The 25,515-nt window shown below is 34.2% G+C and carries 18 protein-coding genes; 6 read left to right on the top strand and 12 right to left on the bottom strand.

What is annotated here, in order from left to right; genetic code table 11:
* Window positions 1–4 precede the first annotated feature (4 nt).
* The 3 genes from AC3Y25_RS10325 to AC3Y25_RS10315 all read right to left on the bottom strand — a co-directional run bounded on the left by AC3Y25_RS10325 (window position 5) and on the right by AC3Y25_RS10315 (window position 5,076).
* Complete coding sequence (locus AC3Y25_RS10325; RefSeq protein WP_427872653.1) at window positions 5–931, bottom strand: PorP/SprF family type IX secretion system membrane protein; 927 nt, start codon at window positions 929–931, stop codon at window positions 5–7.
* A gap of 30 nt (window positions 932–961) precedes the next feature.
* Window positions 962–3,598 carry a T9SS type B sorting domain-containing protein gene (locus AC3Y25_RS10320; RefSeq protein ID WP_489902683.1) on the bottom strand — a complete coding sequence of 879 codons (2,637 nt, stop codon included), beginning with the start codon at window positions 3,596–3,598 and terminating at the stop codon, window positions 962–964.
* A 152-nt stretch (window positions 3,599–3,750) separates the two neighbouring features.
* Window positions 3,751–5,076, bottom strand: coding sequence for a PDZ domain-containing protein (locus tag AC3Y25_RS10315; protein WP_427872650.1), 1,326 nt, complete (start codon window positions 5,074–5,076; stop codon window positions 3,751–3,753).
* 123 nt (window positions 5,077–5,199) lie between these two features.
* On the opposite strand from AC3Y25_RS10315, the gene AC3Y25_RS10310 reads away from it, so the two are divergent.
* From AC3Y25_RS10310 to lgt, 6 genes are all read left to right on the top strand, one after another.
* Window positions 5,200–6,396 (top strand): pyridoxal phosphate-dependent aminotransferase, encoded by a 1,197-nt coding sequence (locus tag AC3Y25_RS10310; protein ID WP_320493979.1) that lies wholly within the window; start codon window positions 5,200–5,202, stop codon window positions 6,394–6,396.
* A gap of 201 nt (window positions 6,397–6,597) precedes the next feature.
* Window positions 6,598–7,269, top strand: a complete 672-nt coding sequence (gene folE / locus AC3Y25_RS10305) for a GTP cyclohydrolase I FolE (RefSeq protein WP_095929803.1) — start codon at window positions 6,598–6,600, stop codon at window positions 7,267–7,269.
* 88 nt (window positions 7,270–7,357) lie between these two features.
* Window positions 7,358–7,723 (top strand): four helix bundle protein, encoded by a 366-nt coding sequence (locus AC3Y25_RS10300; protein WP_320493978.1) that lies wholly within the window; start codon window positions 7,358–7,360, stop codon window positions 7,721–7,723.
* A gap of 53 nt (window positions 7,724–7,776) precedes the next feature.
* A complete protein-coding gene (gene cysS, locus AC3Y25_RS10295; protein WP_489902682.1) occupies window positions 7,777–9,258 on the top strand; it encodes a cysteine--tRNA ligase in 1,482 nt (493 codons plus the stop codon).
* Between the two features lie 109 nt (window positions 9,259–9,367).
* Window positions 9,368–9,616 (top strand): membrane protein insertion efficiency factor YidD, encoded by a 249-nt coding sequence (gene yidD, locus AC3Y25_RS10290; RefSeq protein ID WP_095929800.1) that lies wholly within the window; start codon window positions 9,368–9,370, stop codon window positions 9,614–9,616.
* Window positions 9,617–9,680: 64 nt separating this feature from the next.
* Window positions 9,681–10,613 (top strand): prolipoprotein diacylglyceryl transferase, encoded by a 933-nt coding sequence (gene lgt / locus AC3Y25_RS10285; RefSeq protein WP_489902681.1) that lies wholly within the window; start codon window positions 9,681–9,683, stop codon window positions 10,611–10,613.
* A 55-nt stretch (window positions 10,614–10,668) separates the two neighbouring features.
* Here lgt and AC3Y25_RS10280 read toward each other — a convergent pair whose 3' ends face one another.
* The 9 genes from AC3Y25_RS10280 to AC3Y25_RS10240 form a co-directional block, all read right to left on the bottom strand.
* A complete protein-coding gene (locus AC3Y25_RS10280) occupies window positions 10,669–11,280 on the bottom strand; it encodes an acyloxyacyl hydrolase (protein ID WP_489902680.1) in 612 nt (203 codons plus the stop codon).
* A gap of 85 nt (window positions 11,281–11,365) precedes the next feature.
* On the bottom strand, window positions 11,366–14,356 hold the full coding sequence (gene secDF / locus AC3Y25_RS10275) for a protein translocase subunit SecDF (RefSeq protein ID WP_489902679.1): 2,991 nt from the start codon (window positions 14,354–14,356) through the stop codon (window positions 11,366–11,368).
* 225 nt (window positions 14,357–14,581) lie between these two features.
* Window positions 14,582–15,517, bottom strand: a complete 936-nt coding sequence (gene mdh, locus AC3Y25_RS10270) for a malate dehydrogenase (protein ID WP_250835262.1) — start codon at window positions 15,515–15,517, stop codon at window positions 14,582–14,584.
* Between the two features lie 110 nt (window positions 15,518–15,627).
* Window positions 15,628–17,568 (bottom strand): DNA topoisomerase (ATP-hydrolyzing) subunit B, encoded by a 1,941-nt coding sequence (gyrB, locus tag AC3Y25_RS10265; RefSeq protein WP_427872647.1) that lies wholly within the window; start codon window positions 17,566–17,568, stop codon window positions 15,628–15,630.
* Window positions 17,569–17,945: 377 nt separating this feature from the next.
* Window positions 17,946–19,562 carry an asparagine synthase B gene (gene asnB, locus AC3Y25_RS10260; RefSeq protein WP_489902678.1) on the bottom strand — a complete coding sequence of 539 codons (1,617 nt, stop codon included), beginning with the start codon at window positions 19,560–19,562 and terminating at the stop codon, window positions 17,946–17,948.
* A gap of 315 nt (window positions 19,563–19,877) precedes the next feature.
* Window positions 19,878–21,554: an asparagine synthase B gene (gene asnB, locus AC3Y25_RS10255; RefSeq protein ID WP_489902677.1), complete on the bottom strand. Its 1,677-nt coding sequence runs from the start codon at window positions 21,552–21,554 to the stop codon at window positions 19,878–19,880.
* 571 nt (window positions 21,555–22,125) lie between these two features.
* The gene (locus AC3Y25_RS10250; RefSeq protein ID WP_489902676.1) at window positions 22,126–22,575 is read right to left on the bottom strand and encodes a hypothetical protein; all 450 of its coding nucleotides are present in this window, start codon (window positions 22,573–22,575) and stop codon (window positions 22,126–22,128) included.
* A gap of 177 nt (window positions 22,576–22,752) precedes the next feature.
* A complete protein-coding gene (locus AC3Y25_RS10245; RefSeq protein ID WP_489902675.1) occupies window positions 22,753–24,504 on the bottom strand; it encodes a TonB-dependent receptor in 1,752 nt (583 codons plus the stop codon).
* A 139-nt stretch (window positions 24,505–24,643) separates the two neighbouring features.
* Window positions 24,644–25,507 (bottom strand): PhzF family phenazine biosynthesis protein, encoded by an 864-nt coding sequence (locus AC3Y25_RS10240; RefSeq protein WP_489902674.1) that lies wholly within the window; start codon window positions 25,505–25,507, stop codon window positions 24,644–24,646.
* Window positions 25,508–25,515: the final 8 nt, after the last annotated feature.

Raw genomic sequence — 25,515 nt, 5'->3', positions numbered from 1 at the left:
CATTTTAGAAGAATCTTGGAGATTTATCAAATCCTTTTCCTAACAAGTCCAGATCGAACAACAGCATAATTTCATGTGTTCCAGAATTAAATTGTCCGAAGTTCGTAAGCGTATAATCGTAAGCATACCCCACTCTTAAGGTCGGTGTAACATTAATATTGAAAAGCGCACTTACAGAATCATCTATTCTATAAGAAGCTCCAAATTCGAACTTTTCGTTGTAAAGAACATTGGCTGAAACATCTAAAGTTATTGGCGCACCTTTTACAAATTTGGACATAAATGCGGGTTTCAATTTCAATGCGTTGTTGAGCTGAAAAACATAACCAGCAGTCAAAAAAGTATGAATCTCTTCGGAGCCAAAAGCATTCACTCCTGACTTTTCTTCAATGTATTTTGACTTCAATAAGTTTGGGGCAGACAATCCTACATATAGATTATCTCTAAAATAATACGCTCCAACTCCAATATTAGGTTTTGTTGCATTTATATTTTCCGAAAAAGCAATATCTGTTTGAGGGTCTGTAAAACGAAAACCATTAAAATTGCTTTGCATAGACGAAAATCCAGCTTTTAACCCCAGAGACAATTTATTTTTTCCGCCTAGTTTTAAAACATAAGCAAAATCAGCATAAACATTATTCTCTTTTTTAGCTCCATCTCCTATATCATCTGAAACGAATGAGATACCAGCTTCTATTTTATCATTAATAGCTGTGTGCCCAAAAAAGGTAAATGTTTTTGGAGCGCCATAAGCACCAACCCATTGCGTTCTGTACAATCCGCCAAAATTCATCATGGCAGGAACTCCAGTCGCATAAGCCGGATTGACTACACTCATATTATACATATAATGGGTGTATTCTGGATCTTGCTGAGCAGAAACGGATAAATAGAAAAGGAAATTTATAAGAAGTATTATTTTTTTCATTTGAAAATTATATTAAAATGTAAAAAGGATTTATCGATTTAAATAAAGACGACCTTGCTGTGGCGGTTTATTGTCTTTATTGAAATGCAACACATAAAAATAAACTCCGTTGGGTGCAATACCTCCAGCGATACCGCTTTTTTCGTAGTTTTTGCCATCCCAAGCAGGTTTATTATTATCTCCTTTATACATTCCGTTTCCGTATCTATTATAAATTTCAAGTGTATAATTTGGATATAAAAATTCAATATCTTTTATCACAAACGAATCGTTTACACCGTCTCCGTTTGGCGAAAATCCATCTGGAATAAAGAACTCGTACTGTGCGACCTCGCAGTCCTGCAGTGAGACTTTTACTTCTTTATAGCTTTCTGACAAACAGTGGGTTGTTTCATTTAAATCGTATCCATAATAAATTGCATTATGAACTAATAATGTGGTCGATGCCAGTAAATTTCCATCCACCGCATCATACCAAGCTACCGTTGCCGGAACATTTGTTTTATTAGAAAGATCACTTATTTTTGGATTGGCCAGTCCGCAAAAATCTGCCGTTTCATTCATTTCTGGTGCAGCTGTATCATTTATAATTACCGAAACTTTTGCAGGTTCTGAAACGCAGCCTGTAACAGCAGTTTCTCTAACGAAATAATCTTCTGTTTTTAAGACATAATCGACTGCAAGTGGCGTTGTTGCTGTTGCAGAATTGTACCATTTATATTGAGTTCCTTTTGGCTCTAGATTCGCTATTACAGCTTCATCCACTTTACAAAATTGCTGATCTAAAACAGCTGGTGCTGGAGGAATTGGATTTATTACGAAATCATCTGTAATGTTGATTAAACTTACCTCACAATTGGTAACTGTATTCGTTAGATTCAATAATGTAATTTTTGTCTCGCCTGAATTTAAAAGCAATTCGGCAGGAATAACAAAATCTAATTTACCATTTGTTACTGCTTTAGTAATCGTTTGTACCGCAGATATATTAGCTTCTGACAATGCATAAGAAATAATGACATTGGTTAAAGTTTCTAATCCTGAAACGGCAACGGTAACAGGCGCATTCAAACAATAATCTTTTACTGCTGCTTTTACTGTCAATGTATTTGGCAATGGATTTATATACAGATTTCCTGCAACATTTGCTGTATTGGTACACTGCGGCGAAGGATTCGTAATATTTGTTATGCTGTAAATCGTAATTACTGATAATCCGCTTCTTGTACTCAGGTTTCCCGGAATTGTAAATGATGCTTTTCCGCCAACAGACTGCATTTCTGCGGTTTCGCCCAGAGCTAAATTATCTCCATTAATATTATATGAAATACGGTAAAGTCCATCAAGCAATTGGGGTGCAGCAATTTCAATTGTGGCCATATCATTTTGACAAATTGGAAGCGCTGTTAATGTAGCATTGTTTAAACGTGGCAACGGATAAATCTTTAAAACAGTTGAAAACGGATTAAATATGTTTACACATGTACCTTTGCTTGTTGTAGACTTTATACTTGTAACAGTAATAGTATAATCCCCTACTTGTTTAAAATAAGACGATCGTATGGGGAAATTAAATTCGCCATTTACAAAATTTCCCCTTACGTTTTCAGATGATGACACTCCTGGCCCAACAACACTAAAGTTAACATCGTATGTTCCATTAGGGATATTATCTGGTCCTTGCATAATTTTTGCCGAGTAAGTGGCGGTCGAAATCTCAGATTCGCAAATATCTTTGCTAGCTTCTATTTTTGATCCTGTAAAATCAAGTCTTTTTTCGAGAGTTATATTTACTTTAACGTCTTTATTTTTACATATATTATTACCAGGAACTGCTAAAACAGTATAGGTATAAGAATATACGCCAGGTCCATTCGCGTCAAACAATTCTTGAAGATTAATATTATGATCTGTGGCAGATGTTAAGCCTGTACCTGTCCAGTTACCTCCTCTATCTCCTCCAATTAGCTGATCAAATAAATCTAAATTGGTATAACCTGCCAAATCTGTAGTGCCGCATAACTCCAAATCTACTGGCCTTCCTATTTTTGGAGCTATATAAATAGTTACTTGTACATTGGTAGACTTTGAGTTAGGAGAACACGCAAGCACTGGGGGCACGGTATAAATGAAGTCAAGTGTAGTTTTGGTTGTATATTGCCCGATCTCTATTGTAGATTCTACAGGCTGACCTGTAGTAGTGGTAAATTTTCCGTTTACATGCGGCCCCATTACCTTACTATCAAAAGCCGTAAAAAGATTAAATAAGCCATTCTCGTTACAAACTGTTGCTTGAGATCCGACTCCAACGTATGCACCAATCGTAATTGTGACTACTGCTTTATTATCTGTACAACCCGAAGTGGCCGGAGCTGTGTAAGTATAATGATATTCTCCTCCACTAAGGATAAATTGAGCATTTAAAATACCCGTAGAAGGATTTAGCCCTTTTGAATTATTATCATCTGTCCATGTTCCGCCTGGAACTGGAGAACCGCCTAACAAAGAAAATAAATCTACGGATTGATATATTGGATTGGTGACATCGCAAATTAATTCATTTACATTATCATTACCAGCACATTGAGCACTTAGTTTTGAAGGAAGTACAGTAAAAAAAATAAAAAACAATACAAAATGTAGGTAGCTAATGTAGTTTTTTGCCATAGATTAATTTTTTGTTAAACATAAGAAAATATTTAACTAAAAAACTAATTTTTAACAAACTTATTTTCACAAAAAACATACATTCCTTCAATAAAGCAACATGAAACGCGGTTTAAAAAAATAATCAACCAATTAATATAATGCAAATCTTTTTACAGCTCATCTTCAAGTTTAAATCTAAATTTAAGCACCAAACTATTTCGTTCGACTTCAAGATTAATCCATACATCATCTTCTGATTTTAAAAGATTATTTATTTGCTGAAGAGTATACTTGTAGGGTTGCGCTTTATTAATACTGACAATAATATCTCCTTTAAGCAATCCGCATTTTTCAGCAGCAGAATTTTTGCGTACATTCACTATTTCATAAACAGGCTTAAGAGCAAATTTATATTTAAAATTATTGTCGTTTTTGTCCTTTTCCTGCAGTTCTCCCATTGAAGATGCAACTCGCACGGTTTCTAAATGCACTGTTTCCTGTACCCACTGAAGTCCGTTGTGCTGCACCGTGATTCCGCTCTTATTATAGGTAAAAGGCTCTCCAAATTTACTATTCCTTTTTAAGTACAGTTTTTTTCCTCCATAATCTAAAACCAAGGTAAATCGTTTCAAAACTTCGCCTCCAACAGACCCTATACGTCCTGGAACCATCTTAACGTTACGAATTGAAGCAGAATCTGGAAAAGAAACAATTGGTTTTTTAAAATCAAATTCGTCAATAGAAAATTTATCAATTTTAGCACGATGTCCTTCAATGTCTCCGCTAAATCCTTTTCCTAAAAAGTCCGGAAAATTTTTATTTGGGAGTTTTATTTTATCATTTTCAAAAATCCAGAAAGCATCACTATTTCCAATATCAATTAAAAGCTTTGCTGGAACTTGCTCATTATTAACTGTAGCGGTTGTCATGATATATGGTTTCGCTTTTTCTACAGTTATCGGAACCATTTTAAACTTTTTATCTAGTTTTTCTTGATACCTAGCAGTCTTTGCGTGAACTATTATTTTCTTTTTCTGATAATTAACTTCAACAAAATTATCTCTAAAGAATTTATGCCCGATAATTCCGTTTACAGGAATTCCGATATGAGAAGACAAATTAAAACTTTGATCTAGGATAATAAAAACCATATGATCGCTTGATTTTAGACCATGAGTTTCTAGAATATTTTTTGTCGATTTTAGGCCTTCTATTTCCTCTTCGCTTCCTAAACCACGAAGTTTAATTTTTACAACATTGTTAAAACTAACTTCTTGCTGTTCTTCCATACTAAAGAGAATTGTTTCTTCTACGCCAGAATCCAATAGAAAATTTAATTCTACTCCATTTACTTTTATAGGAATAAAAATAAGATTATTAATCAGTTTAAAAGGTATTGTAGCCTTAGTTGCATTGTTTTCCAATATGAAATCGCCTTGTCCAAAAAGCAAAAAAGGTAAGAATAACCCAAAAAACAATACTATATATTTTTTCATTGACAATATTTTATTATAAAATTAGTAAATATATTTATTATTGTTACATTTTTAGAAGTACCCTTATTATTTACGTTAAATACGAAAAAAATATGCAAATTTGCACTTCAATAATTTATACTCATGCCGACAATTTCACTCAAGGGAAGAAACATGCCCGAATCTCCGATACGCAAGCTGGCTCCTTTTGCTGATTTAGCAAAGAAAAAAGGACACAAGGTGTATCACTTAAACATTGGTCAACCGGATATCAAGACACCGGAAGTGGCCATCGAGGCGGTAAAAAATATTGATTTAACTCTTATAGAATACAGTCCGTCTGCCGGATATGAAAGCTATAGAAAAAAATTAGCAGAATTTTACCAGCGCCAAAATGTAAACGTTAACACAGAAGACATCATTGTAACTACTGGTGGTTCTGAAGCCTTACTTTTTGCACTGGCCACAATTACAGACCCTGGAGATGAAATTATTATTCCAGAACCATTTTATGCTAATTATCACGCTTTTGCATCTTCAACAAGTGCAACTGTAGTTCCATTAGTTTCTACTATCGAAACTGCTTTTGCATTACCAAGCATTGAAGAAGTCGAAAAATTAATTACACCAAAAACAAAGGCCATTCTGATTTGCAACCCTGGAAATCCGACTGGATATTTATATTCTGAAACAGAAATCAAACAATTGGCTAGTTTAATTAAAAAACACGATTTATACTTAATCGCAGATGAAGTGTACCGTGAGTTTTTATATGATGGCGACGATGTGCACTTTTCTGTAATGAATTTAGAAGATGTACAGCAAAATGTAATCATGGTTGATTCTGTTTCTAAACGCTACAGTATGTGCGGAGCAAGAATTGGCTGTTTGGTTACTAAAAATAAAGACGTCTTGGCAACCGTAATGAAATTTGCTCAAGCACGTTTGAGTCCGCCAACAATTGAACAAATTGCCTGCGAAGCTGCCATTGACACACCTCAAAGTTATTTTGATGAAGTAATTGCAGAATATAAAGAACGCCGCAACACGCTGATTGCCGAATTAAACAAAATTGACGGTGTTATTGTAACAAAACCAAAAGGTGCTTTTTATTGCATTGCAGAACTTCCAATAAAAGATTCAGACGATTTTGCACAATGGTTGCTTGAAAGTTACAATTTAAATGGCGAAACGGTAATGATTGCTCCTGCCAAAGGCTTCTACTCGACACCTGGAATGGGACTAAATCAGGTTCGTATTGCTTATGTTCTAAACAAAAAAGATTTGATTACAGCCGTAAACATTCTAAAAGAAGCTTTATTGGTTTACAATAACAGATAATCAATTCATTATAATAGATTTAAAAAGACAATAACGTTTTTCGTTGTTGTCTTTTTTGTTTCTAATAACGGTATTTCTCTCCAAAATTTAAATTATATCCAAAAAGGAGTAATTAAATCCTAAAAACGATAGAAAAGGTTTCCTATTTATTAATTATCTTTACCGCCTTAAAAAGGAATACATATACTAATAGTAGTTTTAATGATAAACAACGAAGAATTTTTAGACGAAATAGGAGATAATCACTTTAGCAGTAATGCAAAAAATCCTCTAAGAGAAGATGCTTTTGATATAACTGACGAAGAAAAAATAGAAAAAATTAAAAAAGATGTTGAAAGCATTCTGCAAACTCTTGGAATGGATTTGACAGATGACAGCATCAAAGGAACTCCAAACCGAGTTGCAAAAATGTTTGTAAAGGAAATTTTTGGTGGTCTTAACCCAGCAAAACAGCCAAAAGCTTCTACTTTTGACAACAACTATAAATATGGCGAAATGCTTGTAGAAAAAAACATTACAGTTTATTCTACTTGCGAACACCATTTACTGCCAATTATTGGACGTGCTCACGTGGCTTATATCTCAAGCGGACGTGTGATTGGTTTATCAAAAATGAATCGTATCGTTGAGTATTATGCTAAAAGACCTCAAGTACAGGAGCGTCTTACAATGCAGATTGTTCAAGAATTACAAAAAGCTTTAGGAACAGAAGATGTTGCTTGCGTTATCGATGCAAAACACCTTTGTGTAAACTCTCGCGGTATTAAAGATATCGAAAGTAGCACTGTTACTTCTGAGTTCGGCGGAAAATTCAAAGATCCTCAAACGAAAAGAGAATTCTTAGACTATATTAAACTAGACACTCAGTTCTAAATATTTGGGTTAATCGTTTATTTGTTTAATCGTTAAACTTAATTTTCGGTTAAACAATTAAACAAACTAAACAATTAAACAAAAAAAAATGTACATTTTTTCTTTTGAGAAGCTTGAAGTGTGGCAAAATGCAAGAATGTTAATTTTGGATATTTATAAATTAACTAGTAAATTTCCGTCAAATGAATTATTCGGAATAACATCTCAAATAAAAAGAAGTGCATCTTCGATTGCAACAAATATTGCTGAAGGAACTTCAAGAAATACAAGCAAGGACAAAGCTCATTTTTTGACGATATCGTATTCATCTGCAATGGAAACTTTAAATCATTTAATTATCTCTAAAGATTTAAATTATGTTTCAGAGTTAGAATATACGACATCAAGGGAAAAAATTGAAAAAATTTGCAATCAAATAAATAATCTAAAAAAATATTATCTTTCACAAGACTAATCCGTTCAGTACGATTAAACAAATAAACGATTAAACGGTTAAACATAAATTTTATGCCATTATATACAACGCAACCGCTCAAAATATACAATTCGCTTTCTGGCGAAAAAGAAGATTTCAAACCCATCCATGATGGAAATGTTGGAATGTATGTTTGTGGACCTACCGTATATAGTAATGTCCATTTAGGAAACGTGAGAACTTTTATGTCTTTTGATGTAATTTTTAGATATTTTCTTCATTTGGATTATAAAGTTCGTTATGTTCGAAATATTACCGATGTTGGACATATCGTAGATGATGTGGATGAAGGTGAAGATAAAATTGCTAAAAAGGCACGTTTAGAGCAATTGGAACCAATGGAAGTTGTACAGCGCTATACTGTAGATTTTCATAACATTCTAAAAGCGTTCAACTTTTTACCGCCAAGCATTGAACCTACAGCGACAGGTCATATTATTGAGCAAATCGAAATTATTAAAAAAATCATAGATAAAGGCATTGGTTATGTTGCCAATGGATCTGTATATTTTGATGTTGTAAAATACAACGAAACCAATAATTACGGTATCTTAAGCGGTAGAAATATCGACGATATGTTGGCAAATACGCGTGATCTTGACGGACAATCTGACAAGAGAAACCCACAAGATTTTGCGTTGTGGAAAAAAGCTGAGCCAGAACATATCATGAGATGGCCTTCTCCTTGGAGCGATGGTTTCCCTGGATGGCATTTGGAATGTACTGCAATGAGCACCAAATATCTTGGCAATCATTTTGACATTCACGGAGGTGGAATGGATTTAAAATTCCCACACCACGAATGTGAAATCGCTCAAAACGAAGCTTGCACTGGTCAGGCTCCAGTAAATTATTGGATGCACGCCAACATGCTTACCTTAAACGGAAAGAAAATGGCAAAATCGACTGGAAACAATATTCTTCCAGGCGAAATTCTTAGCGGAGACAACAACATCTTAAGCAAGCCATTTTCTGCTTCAGTGACGCGTTTTTTCATGCTTCAAGCACACTATAGAAGTATTTTAGATTTTTCTGATGACGCAATTGTGGCTGCCGAAAAAGGATATAAAAGATTAATGGAAGCACTTGATGCTTTACCAAACATTACTGCAGGAAGTTCTAGTTCAATAGATTTCGGCGCATGGAAACAACTTTGCTACGATGCAATGAATGATGATTTCAATACGCCAATTTTAATTGCGCAATTATTTGAAGCTGTTCGTTATATCAATCTATTAAAAGATGGCAAAGAAACGATTTCTAGCGAAGATTTAATTGATTTCAAAACAGCGGTAAACGCTTTCGTATATGACGTTTTAGGACTTAACGATGACAAAGCGGCTGATGCTGATAGCGATAAATTGGAAGGTGTAGTAAATATGCTTATTGGCATGAGAAATCAAGCTAGAGCAGATAAAAACTTTGCGCTTTCTGACCAGATTCGCGATCAATTAATTGCTTTAGGTATTCAGCTTAAAGACGGAAAAGAAGGAACTACTTTTAGTATACAATAAAAAAAGTGGTCAGTGTTCAGTATTTTAGTATTCAGATTCAAACTTTGAACTGACTGTACACTAAAATACTGAACACTGACCACTATAAACTAACTTATACAAAAAAAATATGTTTTCAAAAATTCTAATATATCCATTTGTATTGTTAGTCCGTTTTTATCAGACTGCCATTTCACCATTTACACCTGCATCCTGCAGATTTGAGCCAACTTGTTCGACTTATATGATTCAGGCACTACAAATTCACGGACTGTTTTATGGCGGATATTTAGGCATAAAACGTATCTTGAGTTGTCATCCTTGGGGAAGAACCGGTTACGATCCTGTACCAGAAAAGAAATGCAACCACAAACATTAACTTTTTAGAAAGCGGTACTTTACATTAAATATTTATTTTTACAGCTATATAAAAACATTTATACATGACACACGCCTTAAATTTAGTTTGGAATCCTTCTGAGGGAATCAACTTAGGATTTTTTATGATTCGCTATTACAGCTTAATGTTTGTAATTGCTTTTGGATTAGGATGGTTCTTAATGAAAAAGATTTTCGAGAGAGAAAACGAATCAATTGAAAAACTAGATTCTTTATTTGTTTGGACTGTTCTAGCCACCTTGATTGGAGCACGTTTAGGTCATGTTTTCTTTTATGATTGGGAATATTTCAGAAATCATTTACTTGAAATTTTCCTGCCATTTAAATTCGAACCTGAGTTTCAATTCACAGGTTTCCAAGGATTAGCTAGTCACGGAGCTGCAATTGCAATTATTATTGCAATGTACTACTACAGCAAAAAAATACTAAAACGCTCTTTATTATGGATATTAGACCGTGTAGTAATTCCAGTCGCAAGCGGTGCCATTTTTGTGCGTTTAGGAAATTTCTTTAACTCTGAAATTATTGGTCACGAAACTAATTCTGCATTCGGAATTCGATTTCTTCACGATACATTCAGCAAAGCCGAAGCAGTACAAAAAACGGGAATTGCAGCCCCAAAAGAAGCTTATACCGCAATTGCCACAGATCCAAAGTTTGCAACATTATTAGCAGAAGTCCCTTCAAGACACCCAACCCAATTATACGAAGCCTTCTGTTATATATTCGTATTCGCTATTTTATTCTTTTTATACTGGAGAACAAATGCAAGACTTAAATCTGGTCTTTTATTTGGATTATTTTTAGCGCTATTATTTGCTGTTCGTTTCGTTGTAGAATTTGTAAAAGAAAGCCAAGGAGGTTTTGAAAGCGAATTAGGATTATTTTCAACAGGACAATGGCTAAGCATACCATTTATCATTATCGGACTTTTCTTTATCATAAGAGCTCAGAGAAATCCTTTAGCTGAAGCATAAAATCAATTACTCTAAATAAAGAAGCCCAATATCGTACGTATTGGGCTTTTTCTTTTTATAACTGATACGATATACCAAATTCAATATTCTTTGTATTATAGCCCGCATTACTGCTTCCTAATCCAGCATTAGAAACATGTCTTATACTTGGACGAATATCAAACTGAAATTTATCATAACTTGCAGTAAAACCGACAGCCAAAACATCGGCAAAAGCAAAACCTTTAGAAATTCGCTCTGTTTCTGTATCTGTAATCATAGGACCAATACTGCCCAAAACATAAAAAGAACAAACGTCACCTATAGGTTTGCGAATTAAAAAACCACAATTAAGCACATATTCACGAACATCTTTTAAACGCGTATATTCATCTCTTTTTTGCTGAAAGTTTGGCGTTTCAGGCTTTACAAAATAAAAGTTCAATAATTGATGCTCAGCAAAATTAATCTCCGGCTGAACTAAAATCTGATACTGAAAATGCTTTGTTTCCTTTATTTTGTAATACAGCTGAACTTTATAAAAGTGGTTTGTAAACGTATAGTTTCTATTACTAAATTCACTTCCAAAACCATAATTAAAACCTAAAGAAAAATTTGAAACATCTTTCTGGGCAGTGCTTTTTGCAGCCAGAAGAAACAATAAGACTAAAAGTAATTTTCTTATCATAAATCATTTTAAAATTCTATTTAAATATAGCACAAAAAAAGATCCAACTTTCGCTGGATCTTTTTTTATATAATTAAAACAGTAATTATGCTTTATTATGTTTGTCTTCGATTGTGTGTTTCTCATCACTAGAAATCGTATCAACCAATACAGGAGTAGCGATAAATAATGAAGAGTAAGTACCAACGATAATACCGATTAACATTGCGAAGATAAATCCTCTAATAGACTCTCCACCAAAGATAAACATCGTTAATAATACGATAATCATCATTAATGAAGTATTCAATGTTCTTGATAATGTAGTATTAATAGAAGCGTTTACGATATCTTCGAAACTTCCTTTACGGTTTCCGATGATAAACTCTCTCACCCTGTCAAATACAATTACCGTATCGTTCATAGAGTAACCAATTACAGTCAAGATCGCAGCGATAAAGTGCTGATCCATTTCCATGTGGAATGGCATGAATTTGTAGCATAAAGAGTAAATTCCTAATACAAAGATTACGTCGTGCGCAACAGCTGCAATCGCACCTAATGAATACTGCCATTTACGGAAAGACACCATTAAGTATAAGAAAATAACTGCCATCGCACCAAGAACTGCCCAGTATGAGTTCGTTTTAATATCCTCAGAGATAGAAGCACCAACTTTAGAAGCTTGCAAAACCCCTACTCTTTTACCATCAAATGAGTTGATGAATTTCTCGTAAGAAGTATTTGGGAAATATTTCTGTAGAGAAGCATATAATTTTTGATTCACTTCTTCATCAATAGCTACACCATCTTCTTTAATTTTATATTTAGTAGTGATTTTCAATTGATCATCATCACCTAAAATTTTAGCTTCAACCGGAGTACCGAAAGCTGCAGATAATTCATCTGAAACTGCAGTTGCATCAACTGGTTTTTCAAATTTAACTTGGAAAGTTCTACCTCCAACAAAATCAACACCTTCATCTAAACCATTAATAAAGAAAATAGAAGTTAAACTTACTACTGTTACAATAGAAGAGAAGATATAAGTGAATTTCTTAACTTTAATGAAATCAAAGTGGAAATTAGTAAACCAGTTTTTAGTAATATTTGTAGAGAAAGTTAAATCCCCTTTTCCTGCAATGTTTCTATCAATAAAGATTCTAGCAATAAAGATTGATGTAAACAATGAAGTTACGATACCAATTAATAATGTTAATGCGAAACCTTTAATAGGACCTGTTCCAAAAATAAACAAGATAGCTCCAGTTAAAACGTGAGTAACGTTAGCATCGATAATAGAACGCATTGCACCATGCCATCCGTAAGAAGCCGCAACTGCTTCAGAAAGCGATTTACCTTCACGCAATTCCTCTTTCGCTCTTTCGTAGATAATAATGTTCGCATCTACCGCTGTACCTAATGTAAGCACGATACCTGCAATACCTGGCAATGTCAATACAAAACCAAAACTTGCCATAATTCCGAATAAGAATAGTAAGTTCAATAATAAGGCAAGATTTGCATACCAACCTGCTTTACCATAATAGAATACCATCCAAACACAAACTAATAAGAAACCTAATACAGAAGAGATTGTACCTGCATCAATAGCCGCTTGTCCTAAAGATGGACCAACAACAGTTGACTGGATAATATCTGCAGAAGCTGGTAATTTACCTGCATTTAATACGTTTGCTAAATCTTTAGTTTCAGCTACATCAAATGAACCTGTAATCTCAGATCTTCCTCCAGCAATAGGACCGCTTGTTACACCTGGAGCAGAATATACGATATCATCTAATACAATAGCAATATAGCTTTTTTGAGCAAATGCTCTTCCTGTTAACTCTTCCCAAACTTTAGCACCTTGGCTGTTCATCTGCATAGAAACTGCAGGTTTACCCATTTGGTCAAAAGTATCTTTTGCATCAGTAACAACACCACCGCTCATCGCTGGGTTATTGTCTCTGTTTCCTTTTAAAGCATATAATTCAACAACTTCGATATCAGCTGCGCTTTTTACATCTTTAGCTTTAGGGTCTTTTATAGTTGTTGGCTTGCTCCATACAAATTTTGCATAGTGTTGGTCAGCACCCAATAAAACTCTAATTTCTGGTCTTTTAAAATATTCGTTGATAGTAGCAGTATCTTTAGGAGCAAAGTATCCTAAAACTGGTCCACCACCATTACCAATAATTTTATCAAATAAAGGATTGTTTCCTTTTTTAACGTCTGAAGAATCTTTAGCATCTGTTAATAATGCATTCAAAGAATCTTTAACAACTGTTTTAGTTTCAGTCTTTTTAACTTCAGTTTTCTTTAAAGCCTCGTTAGCAGAAACTAAGAAATTACCAATTTCTTCAATTTTATAAGTTTCCCAGAACTCTAATTGAGCTTTTCCACCTAATAATTTTTTAATTCTATCCACATCCTTAGCACCTGGAAGCTCTACTAGGATTCTTCCTGTTTCTCCTAATTTTTGGATGTTTGGCTGTGTAACACCAAATTTGTCGATACGCTCTCTTAATACTTTAAAAGCACTTTCTACAGACTCATCAACTTTTCTTTTGATAACTTTTTGAACTTGCGCATCAGACATTTGAAAGTCTACTCCACCTTCTCCTTGAAGACTTCTGTTAGCGAAAATATCTGGAGATGCCAATTTTACAGTTCCTTTTGAATTTGCTTCAAAAGCTTCAAAAAACTTATTTAAATACGTTTTATTTCCTTCTAAATTTGCAGATGCATCAGCCAATGATTTATTAAAAACTGGATTTTTAGAATTATTAGCCAAACCTTTTAATACATCTTTAATAGAAATTTGAAGAATCACGTTGATTCCTCCTTCTAAGTCAAGACCTTTATTAAGTTGTTTGTTTTTCACTTCGTTGTAAGTGAAATCAGTAAAACCAAGGTTTAATACTTTTTCTTTACCAATAGAATCTAAATATTTCAGCTCTTTATCAGGATTATCTCCTGCAAAAGCTTTAGCTTCACTTTTGACGCCATTTGCCACAAAAGTGAATGATAGTTGGTAAATACTTACCAATGCAAATAGAATTGCGAAAAATTTAATAAGTCCTTTATTCTGCATTATTACTAAAAATTAATTATGTTTTATTTTTGTTTTTGTTTTAAACTCCCATAAAATAAGCCCTGACATGATTTTTTAAAACAAAAAAACGAGATCACGAATTACCAATTTTTTTTTAAACCGAGCAAATATATAATTAACGAAAATATTAACCAATTTATTTATTAATTAATCTCAAAAAAAAAGCTGCAAAAGTGCAGCTTTTTTTCTTTTTTGCCGTTTTTATTATACTAAAATCGTTTTTAGGGCATCATTCATACTACGAACTGCATCTGCACTTTTAGCAAATAAAGCCTTTTCTTGATCGTTTAAGTTTATATCTAGAATTTCTTCGACACCGTTTTTACCAATTATACACGGTACTCCTATGCATATATCATTTTGACCATATTCTCCTTCTACAAAAACAGAACATGCAATCATTTTTTTCTGATCATTCAAAATACTGTCTACCAAATAAGCTACAGAAGCTCCTGGCGCATACCAAGCTGAAGTTCCTAGAAGACCTGTAAGGGTCGCTCCTCCTACCATTGTATCTGCAGCAACTTTTTGCAACACTTCTTCTGAAAGAAACTCCGACACCGGAATTCCGTTATAAGATGCTAAACGTGTTAACGGAATCATAGTTGTATCTCCATGACCTCCAATTACCATTGCCGAAATATCATTTGCTGGCTTATCTAGAGCTAAAGAAAGATACGTTCTAAAACGAGAACTATCTAAAGCACCTCCCATACCTATAATTCTATTTTTCGGAAGACCTGTAGCTTTTAAAGCCAAATACGTCATCGTATCCATCGGATTGGAAACTACAACAATTATAGTGTTTGGAGAATATTTCAGTACATTCTCAGCAACTGTTTTTACAATGCCTGCATTTATACCTATCAATTCTTCTCTTGTCATTCCTGGTTTTCTCGGAATTCCTGATGTAATTACTACTACATCGCTTCCTGCAGTTTTAGAATAATCGTTGGTAACGCCAGATACTTTAGTATTAAAACCAGTATTTGTCGCACATTGTGTAATATCCAATGCTTTACCTTCGGCAAAACCTTCTTTAATATCCAACAATACTACTTCGCTAGCAATTCCTCTATAAGAAATAACATCTGCACATGTAGCTCCAACATTTCCTGCTCCTACAATGGTAACTTTCATATTTTTTACTTTATCGGTTATTAATTTTGTCTATTCTTTAAAAAGACAATTCGTTTAATTGTCTAGTAAATTTAAACAATTAAACGAATTGGAATTATTAAATTTTCATTTTATGCATCAATATTTGCATAAACTGCATTTTTCTCGATAAATTCTCTACGAGGCGGTACCTCATCCCCCATTAACATAGAGAAAACTTGATCAGCTTCTGCAAGACTATCAATATTTACTTGGCGTAGAGTTCTGAAATTCGGATCCATTGTAGTTTCCCATAATTGCTCCGCGTTCATCTCTCCAAGACCTTTATAACGCTGAATATTGGCACTTCCTCCCATTCTTTCGTTGGCCTGATCACGCTGAACATCATTCCATGCATATTCTTTCTTATTTCCTTTCTTAACTAAGTACAAAGGAGGTGCTGCAATGTAAACGTGACCTTCTTCAATAAGCTCTTTCATGAAACGGAAGAAGAACGTTAATATTAAGGTAGAAATGTGGCTACCATCGACATCGGCATCACACATGATGATTACTTTGTGATATCTTAGTTTTTCAAGATTTAATGCTTTACTGTCTTCTGCAGTTCCCACCGTAACCCCTAAAGCGGTAAAGATATTTCTAATCTCTTCGTTTTCGAATACTTTATGATGCATCGCTTTTTCAACGTTCAAGATTTTACCACGTAATGGCAGAATCGCTTGAAAGTTACGATCGCGTCCTTGTTTTGCTGTTCCACCAGCCGAATCTCCCTCGACAAGATAAACCTCACATCTTGCTGGATCTTGCTCCGAACAGTCAGATAATTTTCCTGGCAATCCGCCGCCGCCCATTACGGTTTTACGCTGCACCATTTCACGCGCTTTTTTCGCTGCGTGACGCGCCTGAGCTGCTAAGATTACTTTTTGGATAATCAATTTTGCATCATTTGGATTTTCTTCCAAATAATTCTCCAACATTTCTCCAACCGCTTGAGAAACCGGAGAAACAACCTCTCTATTTCCAAGCTTAGTTTTCGTCTGTCCTTCAAACTGAGGCTCAGATACTTTTACCGAAATAATAGCCGTTAATCCTTCACGGAAGTCATCTCCAGCAATTTCGAATTTTAATTTATCTAATAAACCAGAAGCATCTGCATATTTTTTAAGCGTTCTTGTCAAACCACTTCTAAAACCTTGTAAATGCGTTCCTCCTTCGTGCGTATTGATATTATTTACGTAAGAGAAAATATTTTCTGTATAACTTGTATTGTAAATTAAGGCAACCTCAACAGGAATTTCGCCTTTATCATTATCCATACTGATAACATGAGAAACAATTGGCTCACGGTTACCATCTAAATAACGAATATATTCTTTAAGCCCTTCATCAGAATGGAATACTTCACTTTTAAATTCGCCTTTTTCATCAACTTCTCTCTTGTCTGTAAAAGTAATTGTGATTCCTTTATTTAAGAAAGAAAGCTCACGCATACGAGCTGAAAGCGTATCGTATGAAAACTCGGTAGTTTGAGTAAAGATGGTATCATCTGGATAAAAAGTCTGGCGTGTACCTCTTTTATCTGTTTCTCCGATTTGTTTTACTGGATATAAAGATTTTCCTCTTTCGTATTCTTGCTCATAAATCTTACCTTCTCTAAATACAGTAGATTTCATGTGAACAGAAAGGGCATTTACAACCGAAACCCCAACCCCGTGTAAACCTCCAGAAACTTTATATGAATCTTTGTCGAATTTACCTCCGGCTCCAATTTTTGTCATTACAACCTCAAGAGCAGAAACTCCTTCTTTTTTATGTAAATCTACTGGAATACCACGTCCGTTATCTTCAACTGTAACAGAACCATCTTCGTTTATTGAGACACTAATAGTATCACAATGCCCTCCCATGGCCTCATCAATAGAGTTATCAACAACCTCATAAACTAAATGATGCAGTCCTCGAACTCCTACATCTCCAATATACATTGATGGACGCATTCTTACGTGCTCCATTCCTTCTAATGCCTGAATACTATCTGCTGAATAATTGTTCTTCTTGATTTCTTCGCTCATATAATTTATTCTAAAATGTATTTATTGTCTAACACGCAAATATATGAAATCGCAAGCTATATACCCATTAAAATACGACTTAAAGCACTTAAGTTATTAACACAATTGTCTGAAAAACCAAAAAATAAATCCAAAAATGAGTTTAAATTCCAAATTTTTGAAAATCCCACAATTTTAAATATCAAATTCCAATTTTGAAAATCCAAATTCCAAATCTCGAACTCCAAATCTCAAATCTGAAATACCGAATCAAATTTTTAAAATCAGTCTAATATGTTAAAATTAAAAAAACCGAAATGACATTAAAATGCATTTCGGTTTTCTTATATCAGTTCCAACTTGGAATTTGGAATTTAAGAAAATTGGAATTTCACTTTTTAAGCAATAACACTCGTTTTCACAGGTTCAAAATTACCATTTAAATGGGCTGCATTTGCTCTTCCACTTGGATCAAGGTTTTCTTGCCATTTTGGAATCCATTTACGAACAGTTTGCGCTGCACTGACCTGTGGATAGAATTTATGAAAAATAGATCTGTACAAGTACGCTTCTTTAGTCGTTGGCGAGTTATATGGAAATTCTGCACTTGCTCCAAATAATTGCTCATCTGTAACCTGCGACGCACAATACTCAATTAATTCATCAACCCAATTGTAGCCTACCCCGTCAGAAAACTGTTCTTTTTGTCTCCATAAAACTTCTGAAGGCAAATAAGGATCTTCTGGAGTATCAAACGCTTTTCTTAAAATATACTTTTCAACGCCATCATATGATTTAGGCTGTTTTTCTTCTGTTTTAATTCGAATAGCAACATCTAAAAATTCTGTATCCAAAAACGGAATTCGAACCTCTAAACCATTTGCCATTGTCGTTTTATCTGCGCGAAGTAAATCGGCCGTAAACAGCTTCTGAACTCTTTCTATTGTTTCATCTTGAAATTCTTCTTCTGAAGGTGCATTTCTAAAATACAAATGTCCTCCAAAAACTTCATCTGCTCCTTCTCCTGACAAGATTACTTTTATGCCTTTTTCAGCAATGGCTTTAGAAAGCAGATACATTGGAACGCCTGAACGCACCGAAATAATATCATACGTTTCAATATGATAGATTACTTTTTCTAAAACTTTAACTCCTTCTTCTACAGAAAAATGTATTTCGTGATGTTCTGTTCCTAAAAATTCCGCTGCCTTTCTAGCCGAAATATTATCTGGCGCATCAGCATCTAACCCAATAGAAAACGAATGCAATTTCTGTCCTTTTTCCTTTAATAATCTTGAAGTAATAGCCGAAATCAAAGAAGTATCCAAACCTCCTGACAGCACAACCCCTAGAGGAACTTCTGCCAATAAGCGTTTGCGTGTTGCTTGAATAAGACTTTCACGAATTAACCCTAAATCTAATGCCTGATTTGCATTTTTATGATCTTCGTATTCTGGATGATAGTATTTTACGAAACCTGTTTTTGCAGTGTAATAATGCCCTGGAGGAAAAGTAGAAAACGATTTGCACTGATCAGCAATAGCTTTCATTTCTGATGAAAAATAGATTCGTCCTCTTTCATCTAAACCATAATATAGCGGTTTTACCCCTATTGGATCACGACCTGCAATATATTTATCGCCATCCACAACCACAAAAGCAAAATCTCCGTCTAGTTTATTACAGAAATCATATCCAAATTCCTCATAAAGATGTACAATCACTTCTGAATCTGATTCTGTTCTAAAAGTATGATGCTGCAAAACTGTATTTTTCAGTTCCTGATAATTATAAATTTCGCCATCATGTACCATCCAAGCTTTATCAGTTCCTTGAATAGGCTGTCTACCCGAATTAAGATCGATAATCGATAAACTCTCATGACAAAGTATACTACCATTTTCCATAATGCGAACATCACTTTCATCAGGACCACGATGTAACATTCTTTCAGAAAGTTCTTTTACAAGTTTCGGGTCTTTTCCTTTACCAATTACGGCCAACAATCCAGACATAATATTCTATTTTTTTATTTTATTTTTCATTATTGCTCAACTGTGAAGCGAACATTAAAAAATCATTAAAATTTTCGACTGAAAGCAAAACTAAATATTAATTTTCGCTTTCCATTATTAAATTCGTTAAAATATCAAGTGTTTAACAATAATACTGCAGACACCAAATATATCAAAAGAAAATCAATTAATAGCTCGCCGCTTTGGAGTCAACGAGAAATTCAGGGCAGTAAATTATTTTAGACAAGAAAAACGCTCTCGACAGAGAACGTTTTTCCTAAAAAATATATACTAATTCTAAAAATTAAACTCGTATTATGCTTTAACGTAGGCATCATCGTGAACGCTTGAAACCGCTCTTCCAGATGGATCGTTCATGTTTTTGAAAGCTTCATCCCATTCCAAAGCAATTTTTGTACTACAAGCCACACTTGCCTCCTGAGGCACACATAATGCCGCTGCATCACTTGGGAAATGTTCTGTAAAAATAGAACGATAGTAATATTCTTCTTTTGAAGTTGGAGTTTGTAACGGAAATTTAAACCTAGCATTTGCTAATTGCTCATCTGAAACTTCTCTGGCCACTACTTCTTTCAAAGTATCAATCCAGCTGTATCCTACTCCATCAGAAAATTGCTCTTTTTGTCTCCATGCCACACTTTCTGGAAGCATGTCTTCAAAAGCTTTACGAACAACCCATTTTTCCATCGGATGTTCTTTGTTGATCATTTTATCTTGTGGGTTGATGCGCATGGCAACATCCATAAATTCTTTATCTAAGAATGGCACACGTCCTTCGATTCCCCAAGCCGCTAAACTTTTGTTGGCACGCAAACAATCGTACATATGAAGTTTTCCTAATTTACGAACGTTTTCTTCGTGAAATTCTCTAGCATTTGGCGCTTTGTGGAAATATAAATATCCTCCAAATAACTCATCTGCCCCTTCACCTGAAAGAACCATTTTGATTCCCATCGATTTGATCACTCTTGCCATTAACCACATTGGAGTTGAAGCTCTAACGGTAGTTACATCATATGTTTCTAAGTTGTAAATTACATCACGAACTGCATCTAAACCTTCTTGAATAGTGAATTTAATTTCGTGGTGAATAGTCCCAATATGATCTGCCACTTTTCTCGCTGCAGCTAAATCTGGCGAACCTTCTAAACCAACTGAGAAAGAGTGCAATTGTGGATACCAAGCATCTGTAGTATCATCTGACTCAATTCTTTTTTGAGCAAATTTCTTAGCTACAGCGGAAGTAATAGAAGAATCCAAACCTCCAGAAAGTAAAACTCCGTAAGGAACGTCACTCATTAATTGTCTGTGAACCGCAGCTTCCAATGCTTTTCTAATTTCTGGAATGCTAGTTTCGTTGTCTTTTACTGCATCATATTCTGTCCAGTCTCTTTTGTACCATTGTACAAATTCTCCGTCTTTACTTGATAAATAATGTCCTGGAGGGAATAATTCGATTTTTGTACAATATCCTTCAAGAGCTTTTAACTCAGAGGCAACATAAAAAGTTCCGTGTTGATCCCAACCAATATACAATGGAATAATTCCCATGTGATCACGAGCTACGAAATACTCGTCTTTATCAACATCATAAATTGCAAAACCGAAGATTCCGTTTAGTTCATCTACAAAGCTTACTCCTTTTTCTTTATATAAAGCTAAAATAACCTCGCAGTCACTTTCTGTTTGAAAGTTATATTTTCCATCAAATTGTTTACGCAAATCTCTGTGGTTGTAAATCTCACCATTTGCAGCTAAAACTAGTTTTTTGTCTTCTGTAAATAAAGGTTGTTTTCCTGAAGCTGGATCTACAATAGCCAAACGCTCGTGAGAAAGAATCGCCTTATCATTGCTGTAAATTCCGCTCCAGTCTGGTCCGCGGTGACGAATGATTTTTGACATTTCTAATACTTGAGGTCTTAACGCTTCGGCTTTTTGTTTAAGATCAAAGGCACATACAATTCCACACATAATTTTATATTTTAATTCTTTAAATTTTAATTTGATAGGGCAAAGATGGAATATTAGTTACAATTGAAAAACACAAACATTGATTTCAGTTACAATTTGTAACCATAATTTTATTTTTACATATAAAATGTAAAATTTAGAAGTAAAAATAAGCTCAAAACTTGAAAATTTTAATTCTGACTAGAAAAACGGTTGAAAATTGAAAGTTTAAATCGTTTTTTGAATTATTTTTTGAGTTATTCTGTTACAGATGAAAGATTCGTAAAGAAGAGAGTAAAAGTTGTTTTGCAATTATAATTTGCACAATATAATTGTATCTCCCAAAAAATATTAGCGACAATTAAACGCACTGTTTGTCATTTCGAGGAACGAGACCCGAGCGATAGCGAATAGGCAAAGCAAATCTCCGCGAGAAGCTCTACAAAGATTGACGATTTACGTTGCGGAGTTACTTGTGGAGATTTCTCGTTCCTCGAAATGACAAACTGTGTGGAGTTACTTTATATCTAATCTTTAGAGAACTTTGTCAAAGTTTGAAACTTTGACAAAGTTGCCCGTAGTCAACTTTAGATTACTCAACGCTTTGAATAGTATAATGCGTCTTATTTATTTCAAACTGAAATCCTACTTTATTTCCCATTAAATGATTTCCTAAAGGAGATTGCGGAGAAAGCGCAATCACATTAATTCCGTCAATTGTTATTTTAGGAAGCGCAACACTCACATACAAATAGATTTCGTTTGCTTTTACCAAACTTCCTACAACTATATTTTCAGTAGTTTTAAGTGGGTCTATTTTGTCTAAAATTGCTTTTTGTTCAATTGCTTCTTTTAGTTTAGTAGTCAATTTTTCCTGTTCGATATGCATCATTGATAAGGCCGTTTCGTGTTTGTCTCCGGCTGAACCTTTAGCATCGTTTTTTGAATCTTCGGTTAGATTTGAAATCATGTCTCTAAAAACATCAATTCGGTCCTGAACCATCTGAGTGTAATGGGAATATATTTTTTCTTTGAAAGTCATTTTTTTTTAGGTACTGAGGTTCTAAGTTACAAAGATGCAAAGGTTTTTCTTTTATTAAAAAAAACAGCCACGAATTCACGAATCTACTCCAAAAAATTCATGAGTTCATGGCTGAAAAAAAAAGGCACATTCATTTAAAATGTTTTTGTGCCTAGGTATCTTTATGGCAAAGATCTCTTAAAAATCAAATTTATAATTTGCACCTCCTAAAATCTGGAATCCTTGTACAGGATAATTCAGCCATTTTTGGTACGCTTGATTTCCAATATTGTTCGCTTTTAAGAAAAACGTTAAACGCTCGCTGAATTTATACCCAACATGAGCATTGGCGTCAAAATAGCTTTTTAAAGTAATCGGTGTAGTATCAATTCCTAAAGAAGTATTTGCCTGCATATCTTTTCTTTCACCCACATAAAACACATTCAATCCTGCATACCACTGCTTAGTAATAGTAACGTCTAAAGTTGAACTTAATTTCATTGTTGGCAAATTCCATGCTTCAACAACGTTATCTGTATTGTAACTATTAAAAGTTCCGTTGATCCCGAAAGTTACATTTTGAGAGAAATCAGCTTTTAATTCTGCATAAAAACGTAACGTTCTAATGTCTTCATAAACCACTCCAAAAGAGTTTCCAAAAGCATAATCTTCATTCGTAATCACTTCTGTATAATCATTAGCTTTAAATAATGCTTTGTCTTTTTCATTTAAGTACGAACCTGTCAAATTATAATTTACGTTGTTTGCCAACTTCCCTTTTAAACCAGCAAAAACATTATATTGTGTACTTGACGGACGCATATTTAAAGTCGGTGATAGAAACGGATTTTCGGTTACAAAATCGGCGTAAGAATTCTGCTTTAAACCTCCATCAACTCCTGTATAGAAAATCATTAAATCTCCAACCAGTTTGTACGAGGCGTTTACCTTTGGATAGAAATAAAATTTATTCCCACTATTTTCTGTATCTCCACTGTAGAAAACTCCTGCTCCTAATTCTAAAGTCCAATCGTTTTCATGAATCACAAAACTTGGCTCGATTCCTACATTCGTAAAACCATATTTTACAGCTTCTGTATTGTTTTGCAAATAATTATTCTTAAAAGAACCGCTTACGTGATCTACAATTACATTTGTTTTAATTTCCTGATCCATTACATCAACTGTAAAAGTTGGCTTTACAAAAAATCTGTTTTCTGATGAAGAATAACTGTCTGAAAAGTGCGTGAATTTTGCAGCAAGATTACTAAAAATGCTTTCTGTAAATTCGGCATTTCCGCCCAACCAAATCGTATTATAAGAATGATCCGGATTGATGCTATTTACTAAATCATAGCGCTGATCTGGAATTGTAGAACCAAAGTCAGCTGGAAGTCCGTACCAATTGTAAATCTGGTTTTGATATCCTAAATCTACATTCCAGTTGTTATCTCTATTATTCTGACCATAACCTACATTAATTGCCGTATCGTAAAATTCATCATTCAATTCTACATCTTTGATGCCTCCTTGAGAAGAATGATGACGAAACATTCCTGCTACATAATCGTTATTTCCTAAATCCTGATTTACAAATAATTCTGCATTTAAAGTGCTGTAATTTCCAACACCTAAAGTTGCGTAGTTATTAAACAATCTTTCTTTTTTAGCTTTCTCAACCCCTTCTGCCTTTCCTTTTGAAGGCGTAAAAGTCGATGCTACAGGAACAGACAGAATACTGTATTTAATAACTTCTTTCGGCTGATTGCCGCTATCGTCAAGCGAAGGCGTTTCTTTTACTTTAAAAGCATCTGAAATAGTTGGCGAATACGGCTTTACAACGTTTACAGTTTCCGTTCCTATACTTTCATTTTTCTTCTGCGCAAACGAAAATTGACCTACAAACAATACGAGTAAAACGATAATTTTATACTGGCAATTTAATTTCATATTTCTTCTTTTTAAGAGTATAGAGAAAAGAGTATAGAAAGTAGACTGACGCCATTTCTTAATTCTTATGCTAAAAACTCTTTGTTCTCTTTCTATATTCTAAAATCTTTTTTCTTTGTTCTATTTTCTATATTCTCACTTAAGCTTCCCAATCACCTTTAGCCACAAACTGAGCTTTACCTCCTATTCTAATATCAAACAAATCTCCACTTAGTTTTCCGTTAAAATAAATTTCAGATGGGCGGCCTATGTAATCTCCCTGATGATTGGTCAATTCCAATTCAGGTTTATGATATTTTAGCAAAAAAGCTTGCAAACAAGTACTGGCACTTCCGGTAGCAGCATCTTCGACCAACTGATTATGCTCTACACACAACATTCGGCTAAACAGTTTTTCTCCTTCTAAATAATAAAAGTATAAACCTCTATGATCTGTTTTGCAGTGCTGTTTCATCCATTCATCAGCTTTATCTTTATCCAGAACCAAATTTTCTAAAGCCCTTTTACTACTTAATCCAACCATAACAAAAGCGCTTCCAGTTGTAACTTCCTGAATTGGAAATTGATTTTCGAAATCACTCACTTGCAGATTACTGAAAAAGGTAAAATCTATTTTAGAAAAAGTATCCCAAAACTTTGGCTGCGCCGCTTTTAACCAGATCAAATCATCTGATTTAGAAATTGCAATTGGCCCGATCGGAACTTCCAGTTTAATTTCATTAGGCAAATTATCAAAAATCTTATTCATCAGAACCCAAGATGTACCAATGATTGGATGTCCTGCAAACTGCATTTCGTGAGCAGGAGTAAAAATTCTAATCTCTGCTTTATTATTTTCTCTATCTAGTTTGGTTACAAATGTGCTTTCCGCAAAATTAATCTCGCGAGCCATCTGCTGCATTTGTGCTGTACTTAAATTTTCTGCATCCATAAAAACCGCCAACTGATTTCCAGCATATTTTTTATCAGCAAAAACATCAACTATGTAAAAAGGTAAACTCATTGTTTTAT

This window comes from Flavobacterium sp. LK-23, assembly GCF_058135255.1.
This window is presented reverse-complemented; position numbering and strand designations above follow the sequence as displayed.